At 70.5% G+C, this 22,098-nt stretch carries 24 protein-coding genes; 9 read left to right on the top strand and 15 right to left on the bottom strand.

Annotation, left to right across the window (positions count from 1 at the left end):
* Nucleotides 1–51: 51 nt before the first annotated feature.
* From FFK22_RS42780 to FFK22_RS07845, 4 genes are all read right to left on the bottom strand, one after another.
* Nucleotides 52–225 (bottom strand): hypothetical protein, encoded by a 174-nt coding sequence (locus FFK22_RS42780; RefSeq protein WP_186002363.1) that lies wholly within the window; start codon nt 223–225, stop codon nt 52–54.
* 144 nt (nt 226–369) lie between these two features.
* Nucleotides 370–735 (bottom strand): cytochrome c family protein, encoded by a 366-nt coding sequence (locus tag FFK22_RS07855; RefSeq protein ID WP_138888225.1) that lies wholly within the window; start codon nt 733–735, stop codon nt 370–372.
* A 22-nt stretch (nt 736–757) separates the two neighbouring features.
* Entirely contained in the window at nt 758–1,093 is a 336-nt protein-coding gene (locus FFK22_RS07850) for a hypothetical protein (RefSeq protein WP_138888224.1), read from the bottom strand.
* Between the two features lie 139 nt (nt 1,094–1,232).
* Nucleotides 1,233–1,856, bottom strand: a complete 624-nt coding sequence (locus FFK22_RS07845) for an adenylate/guanylate cyclase domain-containing protein (protein WP_186002362.1) — start codon at nt 1,854–1,856, stop codon at nt 1,233–1,235.
* 220 nt (nt 1,857–2,076) lie between these two features.
* On the opposite strand from FFK22_RS07845, the gene FFK22_RS07840 reads away from it, so the two are divergent.
* Together FFK22_RS07840 and FFK22_RS07835 are read left to right on the top strand one after the other, a co-directional pair.
* The gene (locus FFK22_RS07840; protein ID WP_138888222.1) at nt 2,077–2,796 is read left to right on the top strand and encodes a response regulator; all 720 of its coding nucleotides are present in this window, start codon (nt 2,077–2,079) and stop codon (nt 2,794–2,796) included.
* The gene (locus FFK22_RS07835; RefSeq protein ID WP_138888221.1) at nt 2,793–4,232 is read left to right on the top strand and encodes a HAMP domain-containing sensor histidine kinase; all 1,440 of its coding nucleotides are present in this window, start codon (nt 2,793–2,795) and stop codon (nt 4,230–4,232) included. Before FFK22_RS07840 ends, FFK22_RS07835 begins: the two co-directional genes overlap by 4 nt.
* Before the next feature lie 25 nt (nt 4,233–4,257).
* Here FFK22_RS07835 and FFK22_RS07830 read toward each other — a convergent pair whose 3' ends face one another.
* Both FFK22_RS07830 and FFK22_RS42775 read right to left on the bottom strand, forming a co-directional pair.
* Complete coding sequence (locus FFK22_RS07830) at nt 4,258–5,013, bottom strand: TerC family protein (protein ID WP_221938464.1); 756 nt, start codon at nt 5,011–5,013, stop codon at nt 4,258–4,260.
* Between the two features lie 58 nt (nt 5,014–5,071).
* Nucleotides 5,072–5,248, bottom strand: a complete 177-nt coding sequence (locus FFK22_RS42775; protein ID WP_186002361.1) for a hypothetical protein — start codon at nt 5,246–5,248, stop codon at nt 5,072–5,074.
* 212 nt (nt 5,249–5,460) lie between these two features.
* Here FFK22_RS42775 and FFK22_RS07825 point away from each other — a divergent pair, with 212 nt between their 5' ends.
* Nucleotides 5,461–6,324, top strand: a complete 864-nt coding sequence (locus FFK22_RS07825; protein WP_138888220.1) for a shikimate dehydrogenase — start codon at nt 5,461–5,463, stop codon at nt 6,322–6,324.
* Here FFK22_RS07825 and FFK22_RS07820 read toward each other — a convergent pair.
* A complete protein-coding gene (locus FFK22_RS07820) occupies nt 6,269–7,006 on the bottom strand; it encodes a TetR family transcriptional regulator (protein WP_138888219.1) in 738 nt (245 codons plus the stop codon). The two genes, FFK22_RS07825 and FFK22_RS07820, sit on opposite strands and share 56 nt — an antisense overlap.
* A 215-nt stretch (nt 7,007–7,221) precedes the next feature.
* On the opposite strand from FFK22_RS07820, the gene FFK22_RS07815 reads away from it, so the two are divergent.
* The 4 genes from FFK22_RS07815 to FFK22_RS07800 are packed head-to-tail and all read left to right on the top strand — an operon-like array spanning nt 7,222 to nt 12,011.
* Nucleotides 7,222–7,758 (top strand): TRAP transporter small permease, encoded by a 537-nt coding sequence (locus FFK22_RS07815; RefSeq protein ID WP_138888218.1) that lies wholly within the window; start codon nt 7,222–7,224, stop codon nt 7,756–7,758.
* Between the two features lie 3 nt (nt 7,759–7,761).
* Nucleotides 7,762–9,042, top strand: a complete 1,281-nt coding sequence (locus FFK22_RS07810; RefSeq protein ID WP_138888217.1) for a TRAP transporter large permease subunit — start codon at nt 7,762–7,764, stop codon at nt 9,040–9,042.
* A gap of 49 nt (nt 9,043–9,091) precedes the next feature.
* A complete protein-coding gene (locus FFK22_RS07805; RefSeq protein ID WP_138888216.1) occupies nt 9,092–10,102 on the top strand; it encodes a TRAP transporter substrate-binding protein in 1,011 nt (336 codons plus the stop codon).
* A 22-nt stretch (nt 10,103–10,124) separates the two neighbouring features.
* Nucleotides 10,125–12,011, top strand: a complete 1,887-nt coding sequence (locus FFK22_RS07800) for a bifunctional sugar phosphate isomerase/epimerase/4-hydroxyphenylpyruvate dioxygenase family protein (protein ID WP_138888215.1) — start codon at nt 10,125–10,127, stop codon at nt 12,009–12,011.
* A 169-nt stretch (nt 12,012–12,180) separates the two neighbouring features.
* Here the strand turns inward: FFK22_RS07800 and FFK22_RS07795 are convergent, their stop codons facing one another.
* From FFK22_RS07795 to FFK22_RS07770, 7 genes are read right to left on the bottom strand one after another with little or no spacing between them, the layout of a single operon-like run.
* Nucleotides 12,181–12,654: a YHS domain-containing (seleno)protein gene (locus FFK22_RS07795; RefSeq protein WP_138888214.1), complete on the bottom strand. Its 474-nt coding sequence runs from the start codon at nt 12,652–12,654 to the stop codon at nt 12,181–12,183.
* Nucleotides 12,655–12,683: 29 nt separating this feature from the next.
* Nucleotides 12,684–12,824, bottom strand: a complete 141-nt coding sequence (locus tag FFK22_RS42770; protein ID WP_186002360.1) for a hypothetical protein — start codon at nt 12,822–12,824, stop codon at nt 12,684–12,686.
* Complete coding sequence (locus FFK22_RS07790; protein ID WP_138888213.1) at nt 12,821–13,666, bottom strand: PHB depolymerase family esterase; 846 nt, start codon at nt 13,664–13,666, stop codon at nt 12,821–12,823. Before FFK22_RS07790 ends, FFK22_RS42770 begins: the two co-directional genes overlap by 4 nt.
* Nucleotides 13,666–14,844: an OpgC family protein gene (locus FFK22_RS07785; RefSeq protein WP_138888212.1), complete on the bottom strand. Its 1,179-nt coding sequence runs from the start codon at nt 14,842–14,844 to the stop codon at nt 13,666–13,668. The genes FFK22_RS07790 and FFK22_RS07785 overlap by 1 nt, the downstream gene beginning before the upstream one ends.
* Nucleotides 14,822–16,618 (bottom strand): thiamine pyrophosphate-binding protein, encoded by a 1,797-nt coding sequence (locus FFK22_RS43785; protein WP_221938463.1) that lies wholly within the window; start codon nt 16,616–16,618, stop codon nt 14,822–14,824. The genes FFK22_RS07785 and FFK22_RS43785 overlap by 23 nt, the downstream gene beginning before the upstream one ends.
* Nucleotides 16,619–17,122 carry a hypothetical protein gene (locus FFK22_RS07775; RefSeq protein WP_138888211.1) on the bottom strand — a complete coding sequence of 168 codons (504 nt, stop codon included), beginning with the start codon at nt 17,120–17,122 and terminating at the stop codon, nt 16,619–16,621.
* Nucleotides 17,123–17,143: 21 nt separating this feature from the next.
* Entirely contained in the window at nt 17,144–18,475 is a 1,332-nt protein-coding gene (locus FFK22_RS07770; protein WP_138888210.1) for a tetratricopeptide repeat protein, read from the bottom strand.
* Nucleotides 18,476–18,854: 379 nt separating this feature from the next.
* Between FFK22_RS07770 and FFK22_RS07765 the strand changes: the two genes are divergently transcribed.
* Nucleotides 18,855–19,412, top strand: coding sequence for a sigma-70 family RNA polymerase sigma factor (locus tag FFK22_RS07765; protein ID WP_138888209.1), 558 nt, complete (start codon nt 18,855–18,857; stop codon nt 19,410–19,412).
* Nucleotides 19,409–20,044 carry an NrsF family protein gene (locus FFK22_RS07760; RefSeq protein WP_138888208.1) on the top strand — a complete coding sequence of 212 codons (636 nt, stop codon included), beginning with the start codon at nt 19,409–19,411 and terminating at the stop codon, nt 20,042–20,044. The genes FFK22_RS07765 and FFK22_RS07760 overlap by 4 nt, the downstream gene beginning before the upstream one ends.
* Before the next feature lie 7 nt (nt 20,045–20,051).
* On the opposite strand, the gene FFK22_RS07755 is transcribed toward FFK22_RS07760, so the two are convergent.
* Nucleotides 20,052–22,094 carry a glycoside hydrolase family 5 protein gene (locus FFK22_RS07755; RefSeq protein WP_138888207.1) on the bottom strand — a complete coding sequence of 681 codons (2,043 nt, stop codon included), beginning with the start codon at nt 22,092–22,094 and terminating at the stop codon, nt 20,052–20,054.
* Between the last annotated feature and the right edge of the window lie 4 nt (nt 22,095–22,098).

Here is a 22,098-nt window from a genome sequence, read left to right as displayed (position 1 = left end):
GGCGTCACGCGGCTGGCGGGCACCGGGTGGGGACCCGGTACCCGCCTCGCCTCAGCTCGGCCTGGCGTCCGATGCCGGGGCCGGCGCCGTCGTGGTGGTGGTCGGGGCGCTCTGACCGGCATTGGCGTTGCGCTCGATGCAGCCGTCACCCTGGGCCAGGGCGGTGCCGATGGTGGCCAGCAGGGCGAAGCCGGCCAGGACCGGAACGGGGAGTCTGGTGATCACGACACGTCTCCTGTGGTGGTTGCACGGGGGGAAGCCTGGAGGCCGGCTGTCGCAGAACCTTGTCGAGCGGTCCCGGGCTTTGTCGCGAGCCGTCGCGAAACGGCCCGCTGACACGGTTTGATACAAATTCCGATCCGGCTCGATTCAGCGGCTGGACAGGTAGGCGATGATGGCGGCGCGCTGCGCCGCGTCGGTCAGGCGCACCGTCATGCTGGTGCCGGGCACGGTCCCGCGCGGATCGGCCAGGAAGCCGTCGAGCGACTGGGCGTCCCAGGTGACATCTGAATTCTTCAGGGCTGGCGAATACCGGGCACCCTCGACGCTGCCGGCCTTGCGGCCGACCACGCCGGCCAGGCTGGGCCCGGCCCGGTTCTGCCCAGGCTCGACGCTGTGGCAGGAGGCGCAGCGCGTGCGGAAGGCGCGCTCGCCGGCCGCGGCATCCTGCGCGAAAGCGGGCAAGGGGGCGGCGAACAGCGCCGCAAAGGCCAGCAGCATAGCCGGACGGGTCATCACGAAGCAGCTCTCCATTCGGTCAGGCCTGGCCCGGCGGCCGCGCAGCCGGGAGGAAGGGGTTGGCGACCTGGGCTGGCGTCTCCCCGTGGCAGATCTCGGTGCCGGCCGCCGGGCCAGGCCCGGCCAGGCCGACCGAGCGGTAGACCGGCTCGCCCATCGGCTGATGGCCGATGATCGCGGTCACGCCCAGGATCGCCAGCAGCCCGCAGGCGGCCAGCCAGCCGGCCGCGACCTCGTTCCAGCTGAGGGCCAGCCGGTCGACCGGCGGGCGCCAGCCGGGCTCGATGTGCTCCGGATCGATCGCCGACCCGCCCTCGATGGCAATGGCCGGCCGGATCTGTGTCGCGTCGTGCATGGGGGTCATCCCTTTCACTGATGCTCACGCACCATGCCGGCCGCTTGTCGCAGAACTGTGCCGACCGGCCGGCGGGTTTGTCGCGGAATGTCGCGTCACAGGCTGGATCGTACAGTTCGATACGATATTCCCCGGCGGCTCAGCCGAGCGCCGCCATACGGACCGCCACCCCTTCGGCCCGGCCGGGGATGTCGGCGCGCCCGGCAACGGGAAACCAGGCCAGTCGCCGCTCCGACGGGGCATGGTCGGCCACCGCCCGGAACAGCTCGTCCGAGACGATGATGTCGCTGCGGTGGGTCCGGGTCATCCGCTCCAGCCGGTGGGCGACGTTCACCGTGTCGCCGAAGGCGCCGAGCTTGCCGTGGCCGGCGGCACCGACCCGGCCGATCATCACCGCGCCGGCATGCAGGCCGACGCCGATGCGCAGCGGCAGGCCGTCACGGCGCGCCCGGTTCCAGTCCTCGATCGCCTCCAGCATGGCGAAGCCGCAGCGCAGGGCCGCGCGGGCTGCGGCAGGGGCGGGCCCGCACCACACCGCCATGATGCCGTCGCCGATCGGATCGCCGATGGTGGCGCCGTGCTCCGCCGCCGCCGCCGCCATGCGCTGGTGGAAGCCGGACAAGAGGGCGAAGGTGCCCGCCGGCTCCAGCGTCCCGCACAGCCGGGTGAAGCCGACGATGTCGGCGAACAGCACCGCGGCGCAGGCGGAACGCGGCTGCTCGGCGCGGCCCGGCCCGAGATTGGCCCTGCGCAGCGCCGGCATGCGCCCGGGACTGCTCTGGTTCTGTCCGATTGCCCACATCGCCCTGACCATCGCTGTTGCGTCGACCGGGGCACTATGGGCGGCAACTGTCGCAGGGATCTGTCGTCGGACCGGGTTTTGAGTCACCGAGTGTCGCAAACCCGCGATTCGAGACAATCTGATACAATTTCCTGCGCGGGGTCCGGCGCCGTTTTCGGTATGTTCGACCGTGGAGCGCAGCATGGAATCCATACCGCACATCGCCGTCGTCGACGACCACCGCGACATCCGCGACCTCGTCGGCAAATACCTGTCCCAGCACGGCTACAGGGTCAGCGTCGCCGAAAGCGCGGCGGCGCTGCGCCGCATGCTCGACCGCAGCGCGCCCGACCTGATCGTGCTCGACGTCATGATGCCGGGCGAGGACGGGCTGTCGCTGTGCCGCTATCTGCGCGGCACCGGCGACGTGCCGGTGATCCTGCTGACCGCGATGGCGGAGGACACCGACCGCATCATCGGGCTGGAGATCGGCGCCGACGACTACGTCACCAAGCCGTTCAACCCGCGCGAGCTCTTGGCCCGCATCAAGGCGGTGCTGCGCCGGGTCAACAGCCTGCCGCCGCAGCGCGGCCGGCTGAAGGCCAAGGCGCTGCGCTTCGACCGCTGGCTCTTGGATGTCGGCCGGCGCGAGCTGGTCGGGGAGGACGGCGTGGCGGTGCCGCTGAGCACCGCGGAGTTCCGGCTCTTGAACGCCTTCCTCGACCATGCCGGGCTCGTGCTCAGCCGCGACCAGTTGCTGGACCTGACCGTCGGCCGCGCCGCCGACAGTTTCGACCGCAGCATCGACAACCAGGTCAGCCGCCTGCGCAAGAAGATCGAGGCCGACCCCAAGGTGCCGGCGCTGATCAAGACCCATTGGGGCGGCGGCTACAGCTTCGTGGCGGAGGTCGAGCCGGCATGAGGCGGTGGTGGACGCGCAGCCTGGCGGCCCAGTTCATCGGGCTGATGCTGCTGGCCCTCGCCTTGTCGCAGGGCATCGGCTTCCTGATCTCCTGGGACGAGCGCGGCCAGGCGCTGAAGGCCGCCGCCAAGAGCGAGTTCTTCAGCCGCACCGCGTCGCTGGCCCGGCTCCTGGAAGCGACGCCGCCGGCGCTGCAGGACGACATCCTGAGCGCCAGCGGCACTTCCTACAGCCGCTTCTGGGTGTCGCCCGACGGCCCGGAGGACGCCATGGCCTGGCGGCGCGAGGCCTGGACCCAGCTGGCGAAGCCGCTGCCGAGCCTGACGCCCTGGGGGCCGAAAGCTCCGAAGCAGGACAAGGACAAGCCCGGGGCCCGGCAGGAATCGGCCCAGATCCTCGGGATCGGCACGGCCACGGCGGCCGTCACCACGCCCTGGACGGACGTGCCGGCCCATGCCTGGCCACTGTCGCGCCCGGCCAAGTTCCTGTATCTCGATGAGGCCTACGGCATGGGCCTGTCGGCCCAGCTGGACGGCGGCGGCTGGCTGAACAGCGCCTATGCCAAACCGACCGGCAACTCGTTCTGGACCAACCAGGCGGTGGTGTCGGTCGCGGTCACGGCGGTCATGCTGTCGGTGTTCGGCATCATCGTCGCCCGCGGCATCGCCCGGCCGATGCGGCGCCTGGCCGTCGCCGCCGAGGCGCTGGGCCGGGGCGAATCCGTGGCGCCGCTGCCGGAGGCCGGGCCGGACGACATCCGCAACACCGCCGAGGCCTTCAACCGGATGCAGGAGCGGCTGCAGCGCTTCGTCGAGGACCGCACCCGGATGCTGGCGGCGATCGGCCACGATTTGCGAACGCCGCTGACCACCCTGCGCCTGCGCGCCGAGTTCGTCGCCGATGCAGAGGAGCGGGAGAAGATGCTGGCGACCATCGCCGAGGTCCAGAAGATGACCGAGGCCACGCTCGCCTTCGCCCGCGAGGAGGCGACGGCCGAGGGCACCCGCACCGTCGACCTGCCGGCGCTGGTCGAGAGCCTGTGCGACGACCTGGCCGAGCTGGGCCGGGACGTCACCTTCCAGGAGGGGCCGAAGATCAGCTATCGCTGCCGGCCCGATGCGCTGCGCCGCGCCATCCGCAACCTGGTCGAGAACGCGGTCCGCTACGGCGAGCGCGCCCGGGTCCATGTGGCGCGGAGCGGCGACGGCGTCGAGATCGTGATCGAGGATGACGGGCCGGGCATCCCGGACGGCGCCGCCGAGCAGGTCTTCGCCCCGTTCTTCCGGATCGAGAACTCGCGCAACCCGGAGACCGGCGGCGTCGGCCTCGGCCTGTCGATCGCCCGCACCATCGTGCGCCACCATGGCGGCGACATCGCCCTGGCCAACCAGGCCAGGGGCCTGCGCGCCACCATCAGCCTGCCGCGTGTGGGGTAGGGAGACTCCCTACCCCAGGCCTCGCTCAGTGCTTGGTCTCGACCGACGCCGGCGCCTTGCGGCGCGCGGCCCGGCGGGACAGCATGTTCAGCCCCTCGACCAGGGCCGAGAACGCCATCGCGGCGTAGATGTAGCCCTTCGGCACATGCGCCCCGAAGCCTTCGGCGATCAGCGTCATGCCGATCATCATCAGGAAGCCCAGCGCCAGCATCACCACGGTCGGGTTGGCGTGGATGAAGCGGGACAGCGGATCGGCGGCGGCCAGCATCACCGCCACGGCGACGATCACCGCGATCACCATGATCGCCACATGCTCGGTCATGCCGACCGCGGTGATGATGCTGTCGAGCGAGAACACCAGGTCGAGCAGCAGGATCTGCCCGATCGCCGCGCCGAAGCCCAGCGTCGCCTTGGCGGTGCCGAAGACGTCGTCGGCCGGGGCCGGGTCGACGCTGTGGTGGATCTCCTTCGTCGCCTTCCACACCAGGAACAGGCCGCCGCCGATCAGGATCAGGTCGCGCCAGGAGAAGGGATGGCCGAGGACCTCGAACACCGGCGCGGTGAGCTTGACGATGATCGAGACCGTGCCCAGCAGCGCCAGCCGCAGGAACAGCGCCAGCCCGATGCCGATCCGGCGCGCCTTGCTGCGCTGGCTCTCAGGCAGCTTGTTGGTCAGGATCGAGATGAAGATCAGGTTGTCGATGCCGAGCACGACCTCCATGACGACGAGGGTGGCCAGGGCGATCAGGGCGGTCGGATCGGAGATCCAGGAGAAGTCCACGGGAGGTCCCTCGGAGTGGTGGGGGATGGGCGGTCGGGCGGAGCCGGGGCTTCGGCCTTCACTCCAACAGCGGCCGCTCGGTCTCCGGCCGTGCCGAGGCGTGCCGGACGAGTTCGAGCGTCAGCTGCCGGGAGAAACCCCCGGGCTTCGGCGGCCGCTCTCGCGGCGCAGCACTGGCCGGCTCGTCGTCGGCGATCGGGATCGTCGACCGGCGCGTCAGGTCAGCGGATGGCATTGCCCCCTCGTCATCAGCCCCGACAGTCGTCGGCGCCGTCGTCCAACTGGCCGTTCAGCCGCGACAATTCAAGATGGGACAGCATACCGCACCCCCGATCCCTCATGGCGTTCGACAGGCGCGCAGCTCCCAAGCTGGCTCGCTCGCTTCGATTGACATGAACGTACCGGTTAGTACATTTTTGCCGAAAACCACACCGGCGCGGGCCGTCCATGATCCCTATTCGCCCTACAGCTCTCCGCGTCGGCCTGATCGGCGCCGGCATCCAGGCGTCGCGGACGCCGGCGATGCATATGCGCGAGGGGGTGGAACAGGGGCTGCGCTACGATTACGAGCTGATCGACCTCGAAGCGCTCGGCCGGGGCGTCGAGGCGCTGCCCGAACTGGTGGAGGCGGCGGAGCGGCGCGGCTTCGCCGGGCTCAACATCACCCATCCCTGCAAGCAGGCGGTGATCCCGCTGCTGCACGCGCTGTCCGACGACGCGCGGGCGTTGGGCGCCGTCAACACCGTGGTGTTCGAGGGCGGCCGGCGGACCGGCCACAACACCGACTGGTGGGGCTTCGCCGAGAGTTTCCGGCGCAGCCTGCCGGATGTGCGCAAGCACCGCGCGGTCCAGCTCGGCGCCGGCGGCGCCGGGGCGGCGGTGGCGCATGCCGCCCTCACCCTGGGAATCGGCGCGCTCGCGATCTTCGATGTCGACCAAGACCGGGCCGAGACGGCGGCCGCCGCCCTGTCCGCCCGGTTCGGGGCGGGGCGCGCGGTGGCCGGCACCGACCTCGCCGCCGCCATGGCAGCGGCGGACGGGCTGATCCACGCCACCCCGACCGGGATGGCGAAGCATCCCGGCCTGCCGCTGCCGGCCGAGCTGCTGGCGCCACGGCACTGGGTGGCCGAGATCGTCTACTTCCCGCTGGAGACCGAGCTGCTGCACATCGCCCGCGCCCGCGGCTGCCGCACCCTCGACGGCGGCGGCATGGCGGTGTTCCAGGCGGTCGAGGCGTTCCGGCTGTTCACCGGCCTCACCCCGGATTCCGACCGGATGACCCGGCACTTCGCCTCGCTCGGGCCGGGGTAGCGGCTTTTGCGGGAGCCTCCGCCTCGCCCCGCAGCAGGCGGATCACCGCGTCGCCGATCATCCGCCGGTGCGTCTCGCGCAAGCCCGGCTCCGACAGGTCGCGGCGGAAGATGGTGCCGAAGGTGTGGCGGTTGGAGACGCGGAAGAAGCAGAAGGCGCTGATCAGCATGTGCAGGTCGATCGGGTCGATCCCGGCCCGGAACACGCCCGCTGCCTGCCCACGCTCCAGGATCGCGGCGATGGTCTGGACGATGCCGAGATTGGTGCTGCGGATCGAGGCGGTGTGCGCCAGATGCTCGGCCCGGTGGATGTTCTCGATGCTGACCAGGCGGATGAAGTCGGGATGCGCCTCGTCATAGTCGAAGGTGAACTCCGCCAGCCGCCGCATCGCCTCCTCCGGGGCCAAGTCCTCCAGATGCAGCGCCGCCTCGGCGGTGCGGATATCGGCATAGGCCTTCTCCAGCACCGCGTGGTACAGCCCCTCCTTGCCGCCGAAATAATAGTAGATCATGCGCTTGGAGGTGCGGGTCCGCTCCGCGATCGCGTCGACCCGCGCGCCGCTCAGCCCATGGGTCGCGAACTCCTCGGTCGCGACCTCGAGAATGTTCTCCTTGGTGCGCTCGGGATCGTTCTTGCGGGCGGTCTTCCGCTCCTCGGCACCCGACTTGGTCCTGCCCGCCATCGCCCTGGCCCGCTCCCCGCACCGACGCCGCCGCCCGATCGGCGGACATGCTTCTACTTCTCCGGAACTTCGCAGCGGCGAACAAGCGGTTTTCGGACCGATCATTGCCGGGCGGCACCGGAGACTTGACTATACGTACCAGTTCGTACATTTGTGAGAAAGACAAAATCAGAACCGGCGAAGCCGCGGCCGGCGGCCACCACAGGGAGAGCCCGATGCGCCTTGCCGTCGAAGCCTATTTCGCGCTGCTGAAGGTGCTGATAGCCCTGCTGCTGGCCGGGATGGTGGTGCTGGTCTTCGGCAACGTCGTGCTGCGCTACGCCTTCAACCAGGGGCTGACCGAGTCGGAGGAGCTGTCGCGACTGTTCTTCGTCTGGCTGATCTTCCTCGGCGCCGTGGTGGCGCTGCGTGAGCGCGGCCATATCGGCGTCGACACGCTGCTGCGCCGCCTGCCCCGGCCGGCGGCCAAGGCCTGTCTGGCCCTGTCCGGCGCCCTGGCGCTGCTGGCGATCTGGCTGCTGCTGAAGGGCAGCGTCGAGCAGGCCGTGATCAACCTCGACGTCGCCTCCCCGGCCGTCGGCTATCCGATGGCGCTGCTGTATGGCGCCGGCATCGCCTTCGCGGTGCCGGCCGCGATCATCATCCTGGCCGACCTCGCCCGCCTGCTGCTCGGCCGCGCCGGGCCGGAGGAGCTGATCCTGGTCCGCGAGTCCGAGGAACTCGCCGGCCTCGACGCTCCGAGGAAGGGCTGAGCCGTGGTCGTCGCGGTCTTCCTGTCGTCGCTGCTCGGCACTATGGCGATCGGCATGCCGATCGCCTTCGCCCTGATCCTCAGCGGTGTCGCGCTGATGATCCATCTCGGCCTGTTCGATTCCCAGATCGTCGCCCAGAACGTGATCAACGGCGCCGACAGCTTCCCGCTGATGGCCGTGCCCTTCTTCATGCTGGCCGGCGAGGTGATGAACACGGGCGGCCTGTCGCGCCGCATCGTCGACCTCGCCATGGCGCTGGTCGGCCATATCCGCGGCGGGCTCGGCTTCGTCGTCATCCTGGCCGCCTGCCTGCTCTCCAGCCTGTCCGGCTCGGCCCTGGCCGACGCCGCGGCGCTCAGCGCCCTGCTGCTGCCGATGATGCTGAGATCCGGCCATGGCGCCGCCCGGTCCGGCGGGCTGATCGCCTCGGCCTCGATCATCGGGCCGATCATCCCGCCCAGCATCGGCTTCGTGCTGTTCGGCGTGATCGGCGGCGTCTCGATCACCAAGCTGTTCCTGGCCGGCATCGCGCCCGGCCTGATGATCGCGCTGGCCCTCTGCATCGCCTGGCTGCTGGTGGCCCGGCGCGAGCAGATCGACCTGCCGCCGCGCCGCAGCGGGGCTGAGCGCCTGCGCGCCCTGGTCGACAGCCTGTGGGCGATGCTGCTGCCGGTGATCATCGTCGTCGGGCTGAAATTCGGCGTCTTCACCCCGACCGAGGCCGGCGTCGTCGCCGCGGTCTATTCGCTGTTCGTGGCCATGGTGGTGTACCGCGAGCTGAGTCCCGGACAGCTGTTCGAGGTCTTCGTCTCCGCCGCCAAGACCACCGCCGTGGTGATGTTCCTGGTGGCGGCCGCCGGCGTCTCCGCCTGGCTGATCACCGTCGCCGACCTGCCGGGCCAGCTGGCCGCCATGCTCGACCCGTTCATGGACAGCCCGATGCTGCTGATGGCAGTGATCATGCTGCTGGTGGTCGCCGTCGGCACCGCCATGGACATGACCCCGACCATCCTGATCCTGACGCCGGTCTTGATGCCGGTGATCAAGCAGGCGGGCATCGACCCGGTCTATTTCGGCGTGCTGTTCATCATCAACAACTCGATCGGCCTGATCACCCCGCCGGTCGGCACCGTGCTGAACGTCGTCTGCGGCGTGTCGAAGCTGACCATGGAGGATCTGATGAAGGGCGTCTGGCCCTTCCTCCTGGCCGAGCTGGCGGTGCTGGCCCTGCTGATCCTGTTCCCGGAGCTGGTCATGGTTCCGGCCAAATGGCTGGCCCGATGACCGCGCCGGCCGACACCCACAAGATCGAACAATCCTTGGGAGGATCATCATGTCCAGGACCCTGACCGGCCTGATCGCAGCACTATCGGCGGCGCTGCTGCTGGCCCCCGCGGCACGGGCCGAGATCCGCGAACAGCACATCAAATTCGCGGCGGCGAACAGCAAGGGCCATCCCCAGGTCATGGGCATGGAGAAGTTCGCCGCGATCGTCGCCGAGAAGAGCGGCGGCAAGATCACGGTGCAGCTGTTCCCGGGCGGCACGCTGGGCGGCGACGTGCAGACCCTGTCGGGGCTGCAGGGCGGCATCGTCGAGATGACGGTGATGAACGCCGGCATCCTGTCCGGCAACGCCCCGGCCTTCGGGGCGGTCGACCTGCCCTTCCTGTTCGACACGCCCCAGGAGGCCGATGCGGTGATGGACGGCCCGTTCGGCGCCCATCTGCTGACCCTGCTGCCCGCCAAGGGACTGGTCGGCCTGGCCTATTGGGAGCTCGGGTTCCGCAACCTGACCAACAACCGCCATCCGGTGGCCAAGGTCGACGACATCAAGGGCCTGAAGATCCGCACCATCCAGTCGCCGATCCCGATCGCGCTGTTCAACGCGCTCGGCGCCAACGCCGTGCCGATGCCCTATCCCGAGCTGTATGGCGCGCTGGACACCGGCACGGTCGACGGCCAGGAGAACCCGTCGGCCAACATCATCAACGCCAAGTTCTACGAGGTGCAGAAGTACCTGACCCTGACCCGGCACCAGTACAACCCGCAGATCGTCCTGGTCAGCAAGTCGTTCTGGGACAAGCTGAACGACGAGGAGCGGGCGGTGCTGCAGTCGGCCGCGACCGAGGCGCGGGACTATCAGCGCCAGGTGTCGCGCGAGGCCGACGCCAAGGCGCTGGACGAGATCCGCGCCAACGGCATGGAGGTGACCGAGCTGCCGCCCGAAGAGGTGGCGAAGCTGCGCGCCGCTACGACGCCGGTGGTCGAGGAGTTCCGCCCCAAGATCGGCGACGACACCATCGCGCTGCTGCAGGCCGAGCTGGACAAGCTGCGCAAGAAGTGATGCGCGCCGGGAGGTCGTGCCGATGAAGACGTCGATCGCCACCGTGTCCCTGAGCGGCGACCTGCGCGACAAGCTGGAGGCGATCGCCGCCGCCGGCTTCGACGGCGTCGAGATCTTCGAGAACGACTTCCTGTCCTTCGACGCGGCGCCGCGCGAGGTCGGGCGGATGGTGCGCGACGCCGGGCTGGTGGTGACCACCTTCCAGCCCTTCCGCGACTTCGAGGGCATGCCCGAGCCGCAGCGTATGCGCGTGTTCGACCGGGCCGAGCGCAAATTCGACCTGATGGCCGAGCTCGGCGCCGGCCTGCTGCTGGTCTGCTCCAACATCTCGCCGGCGGCGCTGGGCGGCATCGACCGCGCCGCCGCGGATTTCCGCGAGCTGGGCGAACGGGCGGCGAAGCGCGGGCTGAAGGTCGGCTTCGAGGCGCTGGCCTGGGGCCGCCACGTCAACGACCACCGCGACGCCTGGGAGATCGTGCGCCGCGCCGGCCATCCGGCCATCGGGCTGATCCTGGACAGCTTCCACACCCTGTCGCGCGGCATCGACCCGGACAGCATCCGCGCCATCCCGGCCGATCGGATCTTCCTGGTGCAGCTGGCCGACGCGCCGCGCCTGGAGATGGACCTCCTGTCCTGGAGCCGGCATTTCCGCAACCTGCCGGGCCAGGGCGACCTGCCGGTGACCGCCTTCACCGAGGCGGTGGCCGCGACCGGCTATGACGGCGTCTACTCGCTGGAGATCTTCAACGACCATTTCCGCGCCGGCTCGGCCCGGTCGGTCGCGATCGACGGCCGGCGGTCGCTGCTACAGCTGGCCGACACGCTGGAGCGGCGCAGGCCCGCCGCCGAGCGGACCCGGCCGCTGCTGCCGGAGCGCGCCCGGTGCCTGGGCGTCGAGTTCGTCGAATTCGCGGTCGACGAGGCCGGCGCGATCGAGCTGGAGGCGCTGTTCGCCGGCCTCGGCTTCGCCCGGTGCGGCCGCCACCGGTCGAAGGACGTGACCCTGTGGTCGCAGGGCGGCATTGCCCTTCTCGTCAACCGCGAGAAGGAGGGCTACGCCCATGCCGCCTACATCATGCACGGCCCCGCCGCCTGCGCGATCTGCCTCGGGGTCGACGATGCCCGGGCGGCAATGGCGCGGGCCGGCGCCCTGCTGGCGACCGGCTTCCGCCAGGAGGTCGAGCCGGGCGAGCTGGAGATCCCGGCGATCCGTGGCGTCGGCGGCAGCCTGATCTATCTCGTCGACCCCACGAGCGAGCTGGCGCGATGGCGCGAGGTCGACTTCGTCCCGGTCGAGGACGCGACGCCGGCAGCCGGGCTGACGCGGATCGACCACCTGTCGCAGTCGATGCAGTATGACGAGATGCTGTCCTGGCTGCTGTTCTACAGCGCGATCTTCGATCTGGCGAAGACGCCGGAGCTGGAGATCCCGGACCCGGCCGGGCTGGTGCGCAGCCAGGTGGTGCAGAACGCCGAGGGCACGCTGCGCGTCGTGCTGAACGCCTCGCAGAGCCACCGCACTTTGTCGGCGCGCTTCCTGTCGGAGTTCTTCGGCTCCGGCATCCAGCACATTGCGCTGGAGACCGGCGACATCTTCGCCGCCGCGGCCCGGATGCGGCAGGCCGGCGTCAGGTTCCTGCCGATCCCGGCCAACTATTACGACGACATCGAGGCCCGCTTCGGGCTGGAGCCCGATCTGCTCGACCAACTCCGCGAGGCCGGCATCCTGTACGACCGCGATGGCGGCGGCGGCGAGTTCTTCCAGCTCTACACCACCAGCTTCGCCGACCGTTTCTTCTTCGAGATCGTGCAGCGCTGCGGTTATGCCGGCTTCGGCGCCGCCAACGCCCCGATCCGCCTGGCGGCGCAGACCCGCCTGGCGCCGGACGTCACCATGCCGCGGATTTGAGGCGGCTTACACCACCCCCTCTTGAGGCCGACTCCCCGTTGCCCTTCCTCGTCATGGCGAGCGAAGCGTGGCCATCCAGGGGCCGGTGCGAGCGGTCATGGATGGCCACGCCCCTTCGGGGCTCGCCATGACGGTGAAGAACAAGGGTCATGGTCAATGAGGGCTGGTATTACTTGATGTCGCTCTTGTCGAGCTTGGGCCAGTTCGCCTTGGCCTGGTCGATGTAGCCCTTGGTGTCCTTCATCCAGGTGTCGCGGACGCCGAGGTCGTAGTTCAGGTACAGCCGGCCGTCGACGATCGACCAGGCCTCGGGCTCGATCTTCACCAGGTAGCCGCGGGACGTGCCATAGGCGCAGAAGCCGCCGAAGGCCGGCATGTACTTGTCCGGATCGGCCGCGAACAGCGCCTTGTCCTCGGCGCTGGCGAACCACCAGGTGGCGCCGTCGTGCTGCACGGCGAATTCGGGCTTGCCCTGGCGCGGACCGCCCTCGCGGAAATAGGCGACCGGGTCGTAGCCGCGGATCGCGACGTTGTCGGCCGGTGCCCCCAGCGTGTTGACGGGGCGGGGCGCCTCCTGCGCCTGAGTGGCCAGAGGGGCTATGCAGGCCAGCGCGGCCAGCGCCAGCAAAGTGCGTCGGAACATGACAGGCTCCTCCCTTCAGGGATGCGGGGTCACTGGGCCAGCAGCGCGGCAGCGCGCAGCCGGGCCAGCTCCTGCTCCAGCTCGCGGATGCGCCGGTCCTTGCGGGCCAGCTCGCGGGCGACGGCTTCGTCGGACCGCTTCGGGTCCTCGGGTCGAGTGCTCGGGGTCATGGCAGAACCTCGCTGGTGATCGGGGTTGCGGGCAGGCCCAGCGCGGCCAGGCCACCGTCCAGCCAGCCGGCGCGCACCTCGTGCCCGCCATCGTGCAGGCACAGGGTGAGCGGGCCGCGCTCGCAGCCTTGCGCCCGGGCGCAGGCGATGCCGGCGATGGTCACCGGCGTGTCGGCGCCGAGACGGCAGCCGGCCCGCGCCTCCAGCACCGCCAGGCTGAGGAAGGTGTCGCCCTGGTGCCAGCGGTCGCCGATGGCGCGGCCGGCCAGGGGGAAGGTGCGGTCGGCCCGGCCGTGGAAATGGACCAGCGGCGGCGGCACCGCCTGGCAGTCCGAGGGCTGCGGCAGCGGGTCCCAGAACACGCCGGAGAAGGTGACGGCGCCGGCGACGCGGCCGCCGAGGTGGCAGGCCACATACCAGGCCATCGACGCGCCCTGCGAGAAGCCGCCGACCACCACCCGGTCCGGCCCGAAGCCGAAGCGGCGCTGCAGGTCGTCCAGCACCTCGCCGGCGAAGCGGGTGTCGTCGCGGTCATGGCTGGGCGAGGTCTCGAACGACCAGGTGCGGTCGAGCCCGTCCGGCGCGGCGAAGGCCAGGCCATGGGCGCGGGCCACGGCGATCAGCTCGGTCGCCCGCATCTGGTCGGCGGCCGAGCTTTCATAGCCATGGAAGAAGACATAGACGCCGACCGGCGCCCCGCCCGGAGGCAGGGCGATGCGGTATTCGCCGTCGGCGACGCGGCACGGCACGTCGCCGCCGCAGGCCTCGGTCCCGGCCGCGAGCGCGGGCTGCAGCGCCAGGATCAGCGCGGCGCCGGCCAGGAGGGTCGCGAGACTGGCCATCACGCCACCTCCGACGCCGCCGAGCCGGCGGTGCGGGCCGGCATCGCCTTGAACCAGGCGACGGCATAGGCGACCGCGACCAGCACACCGAAGCCGGCCAGATTGGCGGCGGCGGTGGTGAAGGCATCGCGGCCGGTGTGGTCCAGCAGCATGCCCAGCAGCTGGGCCGTGACCATGCCGCTGACGAAGACGGCCAGCGTCTGCTGCCCGACCTTGGAGATCACGGCGACCGCCGCGCCCTTCAGCCGCGCCCCGCCGGGGCCGACCAGATGGGCGGCGAGATAGGCCAGCGCCAGGAAATGCACCAGGCGAAGGACGCCGAAATGGGTCTTGTCGGTCAGCGGTTCCAGCGCCCGGGCCCAGCCGCCGAAGAAGGGCGATGCCTCGAGGATCCGGTAATAGGCGAAGGGCACCGTCGCCAGCACGAAGAGCGCGGCCAGCGCCATCAGGGTCCAGCTGAAGCCGGGCGCCGGCAGGGTGCGGCGCATCAGGAAGAAGCCGAGATAGAACAGCAGCTGCCAGCCGAACGGATCGAAGAACCAGGGGCGGTCCGACCAGGGTTCGGCCGGCAGGTCCAGGAGATGCGCCTGGGTCAGGCCCCAGATCGCGGCCATCAGCACGAAGGGAAGCGCCTTGTGCAGCCGCTCGGCCAGGATCATCGCCGGCATCAGCGCCAGGATCACCAGGTACATCGGCAGGATGTCGAAGTAGTTCGGCACATAGGCCAGGGCCAGGAACCGCGGCAGCAGGCCGACCGGATCGGCGAAGAAATGCGGCAGGTTCAGCTCGACGATGTAGCTCTCGCCGCCCGGCCGGGTGCCGGCCGCCGCCACCAGCGCGGCGATGACGACGAAGACCGCGACATGGATCCAGTAGATCTGCCAGACCCGGCGGGCGACGCGGCCGGTGCCGCAGGCGAAGCCGTCGCGGTCGAACACCCGGCCGAAGGCGATGGCCGAGGCCATGCCGGACAGGAACACGAACATCTCGGTGGCGTCGGAGAAGCCGAAGCGCGCCGGGATCCACAGGATCCACTGATTGTCCGGGATATGCGCGGTCAGGATGATCAGCATCCCGAGGCCGCGGAAGACATCGAGCCGCGGGTCGCGCCGGGGCTTCGCCGCGATGGCGCTGGACAGCGCCTCGCGCGTCAGCTCAGAAGGCCTGGTGATATGCATCGGCGTCGAACCTGCAGACGATCAGGGTGAAGCGGTCGCGGTCCCGGGCGGCGGCCAGCTCGGCTGCCAGCTCCGTCCCGCTCGCGACGGTGCGGCCATGGCCGCCGAAGCCGGCGGCAACCGCGGCGAAATCGGTGAGGCCGAGGCCGACGCCATGCGGCGCCAGCCCGGCCGAATTCTGCTTCAGGGCGATCAGGGCCAGGCTCTGGTCCTGGAACAGCACGATGGTAACGGGCAAGCCGAGGTCGCGCAGGGTGGCGAGCTCGCCGATCCCCATCTCCAGCCCGCCATCGCCCATCACGGCGACGATGCGGCGCGACGGGTCGGCGACCTTGGCGCCGATCGCCAGCGGCAGGGCCGCGGCCATGGTGCAGAAGCCGGTCGATTGCAGCAGCGACAGCGGCCGCCGCGCCACCCATTTCTGCGACAGGAGGATGCGGTGGGCGCCGGCATCGACGGTGACCAGGTCGCCCTCCCCCACCGCGCGGTTCAGCACCTCGACGATGGCGTGCGGGCCCCATTCGGCGGGGGCGGCGAAGCGCTTTACCAGCGCCGCCCGGGCCACTGCGGGCTCACCGTCAGTCCAGGTCTGCGTCGCCTTTTCGGCTTCCAAATTGCCTCTCCCGCTTGCGGGAGAGGTCGGAGCCGCGCCAGCGGCTCCGGGTGAGGGGATTTTGTCGAGGCCGGAGCCAGCCCTCACCCGGTCGTCCTGCGGACGCCCGACCTCTCCCGCCAGGCGGGAGAGGCAATTCGAGACACCGCCACCTTCCTGGCAATTGTCTGCACTGATTGCCTCGGCCAGCGCCTCGATCGCCGCCGCGGGGGCTGCCAGGAGGCGCGTACCGGCGTGGTGCATGGCGTGGTCGGCCGGGGCGGCGGTGATCTCGACGATCCGGTCGGGATCCGAGACCGGGTCGAGCCAGCCGAGCCGCATCTCGATCGGGTCGTAGCCGACGAACAGCAGCAGGTCGGCCCGGGCGAACAGCGGCAGCAGCACCGCGTCGGCCAGCGGCGACAGCCCGGCGCCGCCCAGCGCCAGGGGATGATCCTCCGGCACCAGCCCCTTGGCCTTGTAGGTGGTGACCACCGGAGCGCCGAGCCGTTCGGCCAGGCGCAGCAACGCCGGGCCGGCGCCGCCCTGCGCCGCCTCCAGCCCCGCCAGGATCAGCGGCCGGCGGGCCTGGGACAGCCGCTCGGCCAGCGCCGCGATCGCCGGGTCCTGTGGCGCCACCGCCGGGCGCAGCACCGCCGGCGGGGCGACCGGCCGCGGCGCCGGATCGGGCATCGCCGCCACCGCCGGCGACAGATCGAGATGCACCGGCCCCATCGGCTCGGCCAGCGCGATGGCCAGGGCCCGCGCCACGGTCTGGCCGGCGCTCTCGGGCTCGACCTCGAAGCTGGCCTTGACCAGCGGCCGCAACATCGCCGCGTGGTCGATCACCTGGTGGGTGTAGCGAGCCCGGGTCGGCCGGTCGACGATGCCGGAGATCACCACCAGCGGCACATGCTCCTGCGCCGCGTCGGCGATGCCGTTGACCGCATTCGCCAGCCCCGGACCGACGGTGGCCACAAGCAGGCCAGGCGTGGCCGTGGTCACCGAGGCGCCGGCGGCCATGATCGCCGCCGCGGTCTCGTGCCGGGCCAGGTGGAAGCGGATGCCTGCCGCCTCCAGCCCGTCGATCAGGGTCACGACCTCGCCGCCCGGCATGCCGAAGGCGTGGCGGATGCCATGGTCATGCAGGGTGGCGGCGATCGTGTCGGCGATGCGGGTCATTTACCGGGCGCTTTCAGCGGGTTGCGACTCGCGGAAGCGTACGACGAAGGCGACGACCAGGCCGAACAGGATGTGGCCCACCAGCGAGGCCCAGGTCAGCGGGATGAAGCCGAGAAAGGCGGGCAGCCCGGCGATCAGATGCGCCATGATGTACAGGGCGAAGATCCACAGCCCGATGCCGAAGCCGGCGCCGGTCAGCACCAGCGGCAGCTGCGGCAGGATCCGGCGCTGCAGCGGCCGGGCGATAAACAGGTAGCCGATGGGGTAGAAGACGATGCCGACGATGGCGTGGATCAACTCGCCCGCCACCCAGCTCTGGAAGCCGAAGACGGACTGCACCAGGGCCGCGGGCTCCAGCGGACCGCCGACCAGGAAGGGCGTGATGCCGCGGGCCCAGACCTCCCAGGTCAGGTCGGCGGCGATGCCGGCCAGCAGGATGGTCGGGACGAGGCGGCCGGTGACCGCGGGAAACAGCGGCGTGGCGGATGTCTGGGTCATGGTCATGATGGGGATCTCCAGGGGTGTTCAGCGGTGGGCGCAGAGGCGTGGGGACAGGGCGCGGCCGTCGACCGCCGCGATCAGACGGTCCTCGGCCTTCAGGCGGCTTCGGGCGCCGCGGATCGCCCGCAGCGCCGGGGCGTCGCCGCGCCGGGACGCGGCCTCGGCCAGGGCCAGGACGAACAGGTCGCGCTGGGCGTTGCTGCCGCCGATCTGCGGCAGGGCGGCGGCGAGCCGGTCGAGCGCGCCGCGCTCTCCACCCAGCCCCGTGATCGCACGGGCCAAGGGCAGGCCGAGATCGGCCGCGACCCGGGCCTGGTCGCCGGTGCCCTGGGCGCGGACCTGCAGCGCCATCACCAGCTCCGCCGCCGCCGGCCGGTCGCCGAGGGCGACCAGCGCGATCAGGCTGTGCAGCGACGCGAAGACCAGGGTGGTGTCGGCGCGGCGCTTGCGGGCGATCTCCGCCAGATCGGCCCAGCGGCCGCCGACATCGACGCCCAGCCGCTCCAGCCGCCACAGCAGCGACACGGCATTGGCCATGTCGCGGAAATCGTCGGTCGGCGTCGGCCGCACCTCCTGGTCGTAGAGGCGCAGCACGCACTCATTCTCACCGCGATCGAGATGCAGCAGCGCCAGGTGCCAGGCCATGTGGAAGCTGAAATTGTTGCAGCGGGACCAACTGCCGCGGCTGCCCTCCAGCCAGGCGATGCCGGCGGCGGTCTCGCCCCGCATCTCATGGACATGCGAGACGGCGTGCAGCCCCCAGGCATCGTCCGGTTCCATCGCCACGGCCTGCCGGCCATAGGCCTCGGCGGCGGCGTAAGCACCATGCTCCTCGATGGCGAAGGCGTGGCAGCCGAGCAGGAAGCCGGCGGCCGGACGGTCGGGCGCCCACACCGTCATCATCCGCTGCGAGGCGGCCAGCATGCCGGCGGCGTCGCCGAGCATGAAGCGCAGCGCATGCGCGATCTTGAACGGCAGGAAGGTGGCCGGCCGGTCGGCGAAACGGAGGTCCAGGCAGTCGGCGGCGTCGGCGAAACGGTCCTCGGTGGCATGGCCCAGCGCCTCGACCAGGGCTCGCTCGTCAGCGGTGCCGCCGTCCTGCACCGCCAGCGCCCGCCGGGCCTCCGCCAGCGCCTGACGCGCCGGGGCCGCCAGCTCCTGGCGCGCCAGGATCAGGTTGGCGAAGCCCTTCAGCGCCAGGGCCGGGACATGATCCGGGTCGGCGTCCAGCGCCCGGCCGAGGGCGATGCCGGTCGACGGCCGGTGGGCCGCGAGGCCGCGCACCGCCTCTTCGAAGGCGCTGGCGGCGTCGGCGCTGGCGGAGCTGGTCGAAAGGTCGAAGGCGTCCAACGGCATGTCGGGGTCCTTTGGGCAAGGCTCGACCGTGGCGTCGATCGGGCGACGCGGCGGCACATCGGTTCAGAGGGATGGTCGGTGCGAGGTCTGCCGGAGGCTCAGCCGTCCGGGGTTGCGACCCTCGACCGCAATGCAGAAGGGCCGGCCGGGGCGGCAAGATGCGTCGTCGCCGGATCAACGGCCCTCGGGGCAAGAAGAGGCAGGAGACGATCCATGGGATGTTCCGCGGAAGAGGCACGCCGCAATGGGCTTGTGACGGCTTCTTCGATGGCCGGACGGCTGGTATTACACGGCCGGTGAAATTTTTTCTGATGCCGGCCGAGCAATGCGCCCGGTCCTGTAACGAATCCGGAGTCGGAGCCGTATGAGGTGATGACGCGTGAATGATCCGTTGCGGGAGGACCAGTGGGCGACATGGATGCGGGCCGCGATCTCGGGCGACGCCGGTGCCTATCGCCTGTTCCTGCAGGCGGTGACGCCGCATCTCCGCGCCATGGCGCGGCGACGCGGTCCCCTGTTCGGCGCCTCGGCCAACGATGCCGAGGACGTGGTGCAGGAGGTGCTGCTGGCGATCCATCTGAAGCGCGGGTCCTGGGACCAGTCGCGGCCGATCGGCCCGTGGATCTCGGTGATCGTGCGCAACAAGATGATCGACGCGCTGCGCCGGCGCGGCCGCCATGTCGACGTGCCGATCGAGGATGTGATCGACACGCTGGAAGCGGATGCGCCGCCGGACGGGCTGCAGCAGCGGGACGTCGAGCGCCTGCTGTCGCAGCTGAAGGACCAGCAGCGCGACATCGTGCGCTCGATCTCGGTCGAGGGCGGCAGCGTGCGCGAGACCGCCACGCGACTGAGCATGACCGAAGGCGCCGTGCGCGTGGCGCTGCACCGCGCGCTGAAGGCCTTGGCCGCCTTGTATCGGAGTGAACCCGGGTGAAGACCGACGACCTCATCACCGCCCTGGCGCAGGATGCGCCGATCCGCTGGCCGCTCGGCCGTGCGGTGGCGGCCGCCATGGCCGGCGGCGCGGTCGTGGCCGGGGTGATCTTCTTCGCCGGCATCGGCGTGCGGCCGGACGTGATGCAGGCGGTCGAGACCGTCCGCTACTTGTTCAAATTCATCGTCACCCTGGCGCTGGCCGTCACCGCCACCGGGCTGATCCTGCATCTGGCGCGGCCGGGCGTGCCGCTGGGCGCCTGGCGCTGGGCGCTGCTGGCCGCGCCGGTCCTGCTGGCCGTCTCGGTCGCGCTGGAGATGATGGCGATGCCGATGTCCACCTGGGGCACGCGGTGGATCGGCACCAACGCGCCCTGGTGCCTGACCCTGATCCCGCTGATGGCGCTGGGGCCGCTGGCCCTGATGCTGCTGGCCCTGCGCCAGGGCGCGCCGCGGCGGCCGGGGCTGGCCGGCGCGGTGGCCGGGCTGGTGGCCAGCGGCATCGCCGCGACCTTCTATGCCGCGCATTGCCCCGACGACAGCCCGTTCTTCGTCGCCACCTGGTACACGCTGGCGACCGGGATCGTGGTGCTGATCGGCACCCTGGCGGGCAGGCGCTGGCTGCGCTGGTAGGGCTACGTCAATCCGGGTAGGCGCTCGTCAGCCCCTGCAGGTGGTTGCGGTACTGGGAGCCATAGGCGGAAGGGGTGCCGGCTTCGTCGGTGATCAGGCCGATGTTGAAATCGCTGGTGCCGCAGGTGCCCGGCCAGGTGTTGAAGTTCCAGGCCATATAGCCCTGCTGCTTGCTCTCGACGAAGGCCCAGAGCCGGTCCAGGTAGTTCGTGTCGCAGCTGGCGCCGAAGTGATCGGCCATGCCGAACTCGCCGACGATCAGCGGCACCTGGTCCATCACCGGCCCGACCTCGTCCTCCCAGCACTGCTCGCTGGTGCAGGTCGCGAAATTGTACTGGTGCCAGGAGGCGACGATGCCGTTCTCCGGGTCGGTCGGCTTGTAGGCCAGCCAGTGGCTGAGGTCGCCGGAGAGCCCGAGCCCGCCGACCATCAGCACGTTCTCCGCCCCGGTGGCGCGCACCGTGTTCACCAGCGTCTGCATGCCGACCGCGGTGTAGGCCGTGCCGGTCTCGACATAGCCCTCGGCGACCTTGACCGAGCAGCTGCTGCCGCCATCGCGCCAGCAGGTCCAGGCCTGGGCCGCGGGCGGGTCGTTCAGCGGGTAGGGCTCGTTGTAGAGGTCGAAGATCACCGCGCTGTTGCCCTTGAACGCGTTGGCCACGCCGGTCCAGAACGTCACCGAATGGTCCGCGTTCGGCATCGGCTGGAAGTTCAGGCCGATGGTCGACAGCGTGCCCGGCATCGCATAGTGCAGGTCGACGATGACGGCCAGGTTGTTCGCGGTCATCAGGTTGACGTAGTCGATGATCGCCTGCCGGTAGGTCGCGCCCATATAGGGGGCGTTGGCGCCGGTGGTGTTGATGCCGAGCCAGCATTGCTCGTTCAGCGGCACCCGCACGGCGTTGGCGTTCCAGGACTTGACCGCGTCGACGAAGGCTTGGTCGCGCGGCGTGGCGTCGTAGCCCTGCACGCATTCGAAGCCGGTGGTGCCGCGGTTGACGCCGTGGATGAACAGCGTCTGGCCATCGCCGTTGAGCAGCTTGTTGCCCTGCACATGCAGGCCGCTCATCGTCACGTCGGAGGGGCCGGTGCCCGGCCCGGTCATGGCCAGGTCGTCGAGATAGAAGCGGGGGCCGGCCTGATCCGAATAATGTTTGATCGCCAGGGTGTCGACCGTCGTGTTGGCGATGCCGAGATCGGCCAGCGGCACCTCGAATTTGGTCCATTGCCCCGCGGTCATCGGCGCCAGCACCGAGGTGCCCAGGAAGGTTCCGGCGCGGAAGGCGTCGACCGACACCACCTGGCCGCCCGCGGTGCCGCCATGGGCCCACAGATCGAGCGTGTCGAAGCCGGCGGTGCTGAACCCCTCCTTGTCGAAATAGAACTGCCCCCAGGGCCCGGTGGGCGTGATCCCGATCGACTTGGTGCCGGCATGCACCGGGCTGGTGACGGCGGTGTTGCTGCTGATGTTCCAACCGCTGCCCGGCGTCCAGCCGTTCTGGAACTGGTCGTCGTAGAGCACCTGCCGCGTCGGGGCGACGCTGAGCCCGATATCGTCGACGACGTAGGCCGGCAGGGTGGCGGCGGTGGCGTTCTGGATGACGAAGCCGGTGATCTGCCGGTCCTGCGCGTCGAGCGCCGACAGGTCGACCGAGTATTGCCGCCACTGGTTGGCCAGCAGCGGCGCCAGCGGCACGCTGACCAGCGGATTGCCGGCGGTGTCGCGGGCCTGCAGTTGCAGCTGCTGGCCGCCGGCCGTCCCGCCATGCGCCCAGAAGGTGAAGGCGCCATAGCCGGTGGTGTCCAGCGCGGCGGTGTGCAGGTACAGGCCGCCCCAGCCGCCCTGCACCAGCCGGATCGAGCGGGTGCCGCCATGCACCGTGGCGCTGTAGGTCAGGCTCTGGCCGGACGACCAGTTCCAGTCCTGCCAGCCGGTCTGCAGCGCATCGCCGTAGATCACCAGCGGGTCGGCGGCGCGGGCGCTGCCGGCGCTCAGCGCGCCGAGCAGTCCCAGCAGGGCGAACAGGCCCTGGAGCAGGCGGGGGCGCATGGCG

Source organism: Mycobacterium sp. KBS0706, from assembly GCF_005938675.2.
GTDB lineage: Bacteria > Pseudomonadota > Alphaproteobacteria > DSM-16000 > Inquilinaceae > Inquilinus.
The sequence above is the reverse complement of the archived record's forward strand: the minus strand, read 5'-3'. Positions and strand labels throughout refer to the sequence as shown.

Bases quoted from the DNA above. Each gene is read 5' to 3' on its own strand.
- FFK22_RS07855 (WP_138888225.1), bottom strand. From the start codon at position 735: ATGACCCGTCCGGCTATGCTGCTGGCCTTTGCGGCGCTGTTCGCCGCC.
- FFK22_RS07850 (WP_138888224.1), bottom strand. From the start codon at position 1,093: ATGCACGACGCGACACAGATCCGGCCGGCCATTGCCATCGAGGGCGGG.
- FFK22_RS07845 (WP_186002362.1), bottom strand. From the start codon at position 1,856: ATGCCGGCGCTGCGCAGGGCCAATCTCGGGCCGGGCCGCGCCGAGCAG.
- FFK22_RS07840 (WP_138888222.1), top strand. From the start codon at position 2,077: ATGGAATCCATACCGCACATCGCCGTCGTCGACGACCACCGCGACATC.
- FFK22_RS07835 (WP_138888221.1), top strand. From the start codon at position 2,793: ATGAGGCGGTGGTGGACGCGCAGCCTGGCGGCCCAGTTCATCGGGCTG.
- FFK22_RS42775 (WP_186002361.1), bottom strand. From the start codon at position 5,248: ATGCCATCCGCTGACCTGACGCGCCGGTCGACGATCCCGATCGCCGAC.
- FFK22_RS07825 (WP_138888220.1), top strand. From the start codon at position 5,461: ATGATCCCTATTCGCCCTACAGCTCTCCGCGTCGGCCTGATCGGCGCC.
- FFK22_RS07820 (WP_138888219.1), bottom strand. From the start codon at position 7,006: ATGGCGGGCAGGACCAAGTCGGGTGCCGAGGAGCGGAAGACCGCCCGC.
- FFK22_RS07815 (WP_138888218.1), top strand. From the start codon at position 7,222: ATGCGCCTTGCCGTCGAAGCCTATTTCGCGCTGCTGAAGGTGCTGATA.
- FFK22_RS07805 (WP_138888216.1), top strand. From the start codon at position 9,092: ATGTCCAGGACCCTGACCGGCCTGATCGCAGCACTATCGGCGGCGCTG.
- FFK22_RS07800 (WP_138888215.1), top strand. From the start codon at position 10,125: ATGAAGACGTCGATCGCCACCGTGTCCCTGAGCGGCGACCTGCGCGAC.
- FFK22_RS07795 (WP_138888214.1), bottom strand. From the start codon at position 12,654: ATGTTCCGACGCACTTTGCTGGCGCTGGCCGCGCTGGCCTGCATAGCC.
- FFK22_RS42770 (WP_186002360.1), bottom strand. From the start codon at position 12,824: ATGACCCCGAGCACTCGACCCGAGGACCCGAAGCGGTCCGACGAAGCC.
- FFK22_RS07790 (WP_138888213.1), bottom strand. From the start codon at position 13,666: ATGGCCAGTCTCGCGACCCTCCTGGCCGGCGCCGCGCTGATCCTGGCG.
- FFK22_RS07785 (WP_138888212.1), bottom strand. From the start codon at position 14,844: ATGCATATCACCAGGCCTTCTGAGCTGACGCGCGAGGCGCTGTCCAGC.
- FFK22_RS43785 (WP_221938463.1), bottom strand. From the start codon at position 16,618: ATGACCCGCATCGCCGACACGATCGCCGCCACCCTGCATGACCATGGC.
- FFK22_RS07775 (WP_138888211.1), bottom strand. From the start codon at position 17,122: ATGACCATGACCCAGACATCCGCCACGCCGCTGTTTCCCGCGGTCACC.
- FFK22_RS07770 (WP_138888210.1), bottom strand. From the start codon at position 18,475: ATGCCGTTGGACGCCTTCGACCTTTCGACCAGCTCCGCCAGCGCCGAC.
- FFK22_RS07755 (WP_138888207.1), bottom strand. From the start codon at position 22,094: ATGCGCCCCCGCCTGCTCCAGGGCCTGTTCGCCCTGCTGGGACTGCTC.